At 28.3% G+C, this 3,642-nt stretch carries 2 protein-coding genes; both read right to left on the bottom strand.

Going from position 1 to position 3,642, the window contains the following annotated elements; translation table 4 throughout:
* Window positions 1–2,300 (bottom strand): hypothetical protein (locus C4B24_RS04465; RefSeq protein ID WP_131599577.1); only part of this gene is annotated, 2,300 nt, incomplete at its 3' end.
* Between the two features lie 279 nt (window positions 2,301–2,579).
* Window positions 2,580–3,642, bottom strand: a 1,063-nt coding sequence (locus C4B24_RS04985; protein WP_168388355.1) for a hypothetical protein, incomplete at its 5' end; no start/stop codon positions are given.

Here is a 3,642-nt window from a genome sequence, read left to right as displayed (position 1 = left end):
CCTGTTGCTGAAACTTTAAATGTTGATCCATTAATAGAAGTTAAATCGATTCCTAGTTCATCTTTAAGTTTAGCAGCGTCAGTTATTCTTGAAGCAATTGCACTAGCTTTATCAGTTGGCACTTTAATAGTTGTTGCACCATTTAAAGCAGTATTAAGTTTTGCTAAGTTATCTTTTTGCAATATATTAATGTCAACAGTTTTATCTAATATATGATTTATTTTTTTATTAACAATATCAGTTTTAGTTAATGGCCCATTGCTTGTTTGTATAGTTGTAGTTGTAGTAATTTCTAAATCTATTTCTCCATTAGCCTTACCCTTCGCTTTAATGGCAATTATTGATCCTTTTATCGCAGATAAATCAATACCTAATTCTTTTTTCAAGCTTGCTTTATCAGTTATTTTAGATGCTATTTCGCTTGCTTTTTCAAAACTAGAAAGTTTTTTTATTTTCGTATTGTTTATAATTTCTTTTACTTTAGCTAAGTTATTGACATGTAAAAGATTGTTTTGATATTTATCATTAATTGCTTGAAAAGTAATGTTTTTAATTAATGCAGCATCCTCAGAACCACTTTGTTGATTTAAAAAAACATTAACAGAAACCTCAGCTTTTTTAGATACAGAATCATACTTAGAAATCCAAATCTTTACAGTCACACTATTCGGTTTGTTACTACCTCTCCCATGAATTACAACTTCAACTGCATTATTTTTATTTGTAATTTCTTTACTTCTTATAACGCCATCCGCTTTAATTCATTTACCTTTATCCATCCCCAATATAACTTCTCTTTTCATCCTAGAAAATAAAGTTTTGTCGCTCCCATTAACAATATTTAATAAGTCATTAATAGTAGGTTTAACTATACCAGAACTAACGGTTGATATATCAAAAAATACTCTTAACGCGCCCTTTTCATTAATAGTTAATTCTTGAGTAAATGTTTTATTATAATTACTAGTACTATGTTTTCAAAAATTAATTGTATCATCATCAATAGCGAAGTTATTAAAGCTTTTTACTCCATCAAAAATAATGGGAATAATTTCTGATTTTGGTTCTTTTGCGCCCGCAGTTGTCATTCCAACATTAATTTCTACAGAACCATGACTATTTAATTTTGAATCAATATTAAGAGTAGATCCTACAATTCCTGAGAGATCTATACCCAATTCATTTTTAAGAGATGCTATATCATGTATTTTTTTAACTATTTCAGCATCAGTACCTTTTGGTCTAGAAAATGGTTTGGCATCATTAATTATTTTTTGTAATTTTTGGTAATTTTGAGCTTTTATTAAATCCTTGCTATATTCATGATTTAATCCTTGAGCGGATAAGCTTTTCAAGATTGCAGCATCTTCTCCACTGGCATTAGTCATAGTAAATTTGGTTGAAATTTCCACTTCACCTGTTCTAGAATTTTCACTGGAAATTCAAACTTTTAATATCGCCTTACTTCTTTTTATTGAACCCCATCCTTCAGCTTCAAATGTAATCGCATTAGCTTCAGAGGTAAATTCTTTTGCTTGTATTTCTCCATTAAAATCAACCCATTTTCCGTTTTTCTTAGAAAGGAAAACTCTCTTTTTAAGTTCAGAAAAAAGATCTTGATCTTTACCATTTGTAACTGCAAGGAGTTGTTGGAATGAAGGTTGCACTATTGTAGAAGATACACTAGCAAAATCAAAATCCACTCTAACTGTTGAATTAGGATCACTTGAAACTACTTTAAGAGTATTTACATTAGAATTACGATACATCCCAATTTGTTTAGGATTATCATCTTCAATCCCGAATCCTCCAACTTTCACAATGCCATTAATAGACGCATTTACTGGTATTGATCTTGGAACTGTGGCACCTGGCGTATTCATAGTTACACTCAAATTAATTACACCATCACTATTTGGAGTAGCTGTTATAAAAAACATTGAAGGATTTTGCAATGAAGTTAAATCAATATTCGTTTCATTTTTTAATCCTTGAACATCAACTATCCTCTTTGCAACATCGCTAGCCTTCTCATTAGGATTATTCAATTTTATTGTTCGACTTAACTCTGACTTTAAAACAGTTAAATTGTGTTGTTGTATTCTATCAATATCTTGTGTAGAAGAATAAGCTTGCGTAGAAGAATAATTTAAAGCTGCATTATTTGTACTTTTAAACGAATTTACATATGGATTTTCACTTGTTTTATAATCCTCAATGCTTATGGTTGCAACCGAAGCTGAAATTGAAAAAGTACTCGCAATTGTTGTGGCTAATAATTTCTTAGTTATTTTTTTCATTATAAATTTGCTCCTTTAAATCTTACAAAATATTATAAATTATAGCATCATTGTAATTTTTATATGTAAAATACAATTCATAGATGTTTTTAGTTAATTCTTTGATTATAATTACTTTTTTATTCTTAAATTCTAATGAAAAAAATACAATATTTTATTTTTAAATAGTTCTAATATTTTCGTTATTCATAAGTGTTATTTTATATTTTGCAGAAGAAAATAAATATACTCTTAATTTTAAAATGCTAAAATAAAACCTACCTTACGGTAAGTTTGAAATTATTTTTTAATTATTTTTTTGATTAATAATATAATGCCTAGTGTTCCGATTATACTTAATATAGACAGTATGCTTATTCAAATGATCGTGTTTGAATGTTTGCCACTTGACTTAACATTTTTCTTAATAGTGAAAGGTGATAGTGTTGATTTTGGAGTTTCTAATTTTGTTGTTATCTCAATTTTATGATTATCTATTTTATGTATATTAATACTTATTTTAGAGTTTTTGATATCTTGTAAATTAACCCCGAAAATTTTTTCAAAGTTTTGTACTGAAATATTACCTTCTTTAATTTCTTCCATTTTATTTTCACTAATTTTTACTTTATTTAGTTTATTAATTTTTTTAATAATTATTTTTTTATTTTCTAAATGAATTATGTTTGCCTCAAGTTTAGTATCTGAAAGTTGTTGTACATCTTTATTTAATGCAGTTGAGTCCGGTGTTGTAGCACCTGCAGTTGTCATTGTTACACTAATTGATATTGTTCCATCAGTTGCACCTGTTGCTGAAACTTTAAATGTTGATCCACTAATAGAAGTTAAATCAATTCCAAGTTCATCTTTAAGTGAAGCAACATCGCTTATTCTTGAAGAAATTGCACTAGCTTTATCAGTTGGCACCTTAATAGTTGTTGCACCATTTAAAGCAGCTTTAAGTTTTGCTAAATTGTTTTTTTGAATTATATTTGCATTTAGCTCTGCATCCGAAATATGTTTAACATCTTTAGTTACAATTGATGAAACTGGGTTTGAAGCTCCAAGAGTATTCATTATTACTGAAATTGATATTGTTCCATCAGTTTCTCCCTTAGCTGAAACTGCAAATGTTGACCCTACAATTGACGTAATATCTAATCCCAACTCTTCTTTAAGAGAAGAGATATCTGTAATTCTTTTAGATATTTCACTTACTTTATTAGTTGGAACTTTAACTGTTATAGAACCGTTTAAAGCGGTTTTAAGTTTTGCTAAGTTATCTTTTTGTAACTGGTTTGCATTTAGTTCTGTGTCTGAAAGTTGTTGTACACCTTTATTTATTACATTTGAGTCTGGTGTT

The sequence above is a fragment of the Mycoplasma marinum genome (genome assembly GCF_004335975.1).
Classification (GTDB): Bacteria; Bacillota_I; Bacilli_A; order Mycoplasmatales; family Metamycoplasmataceae; genus Mycoplasma_K; species Mycoplasma_K marinum.
Note: the sequence above shows the minus strand (reverse complement) of the source record. Positions and strands in the feature narration are given on the sequence as shown.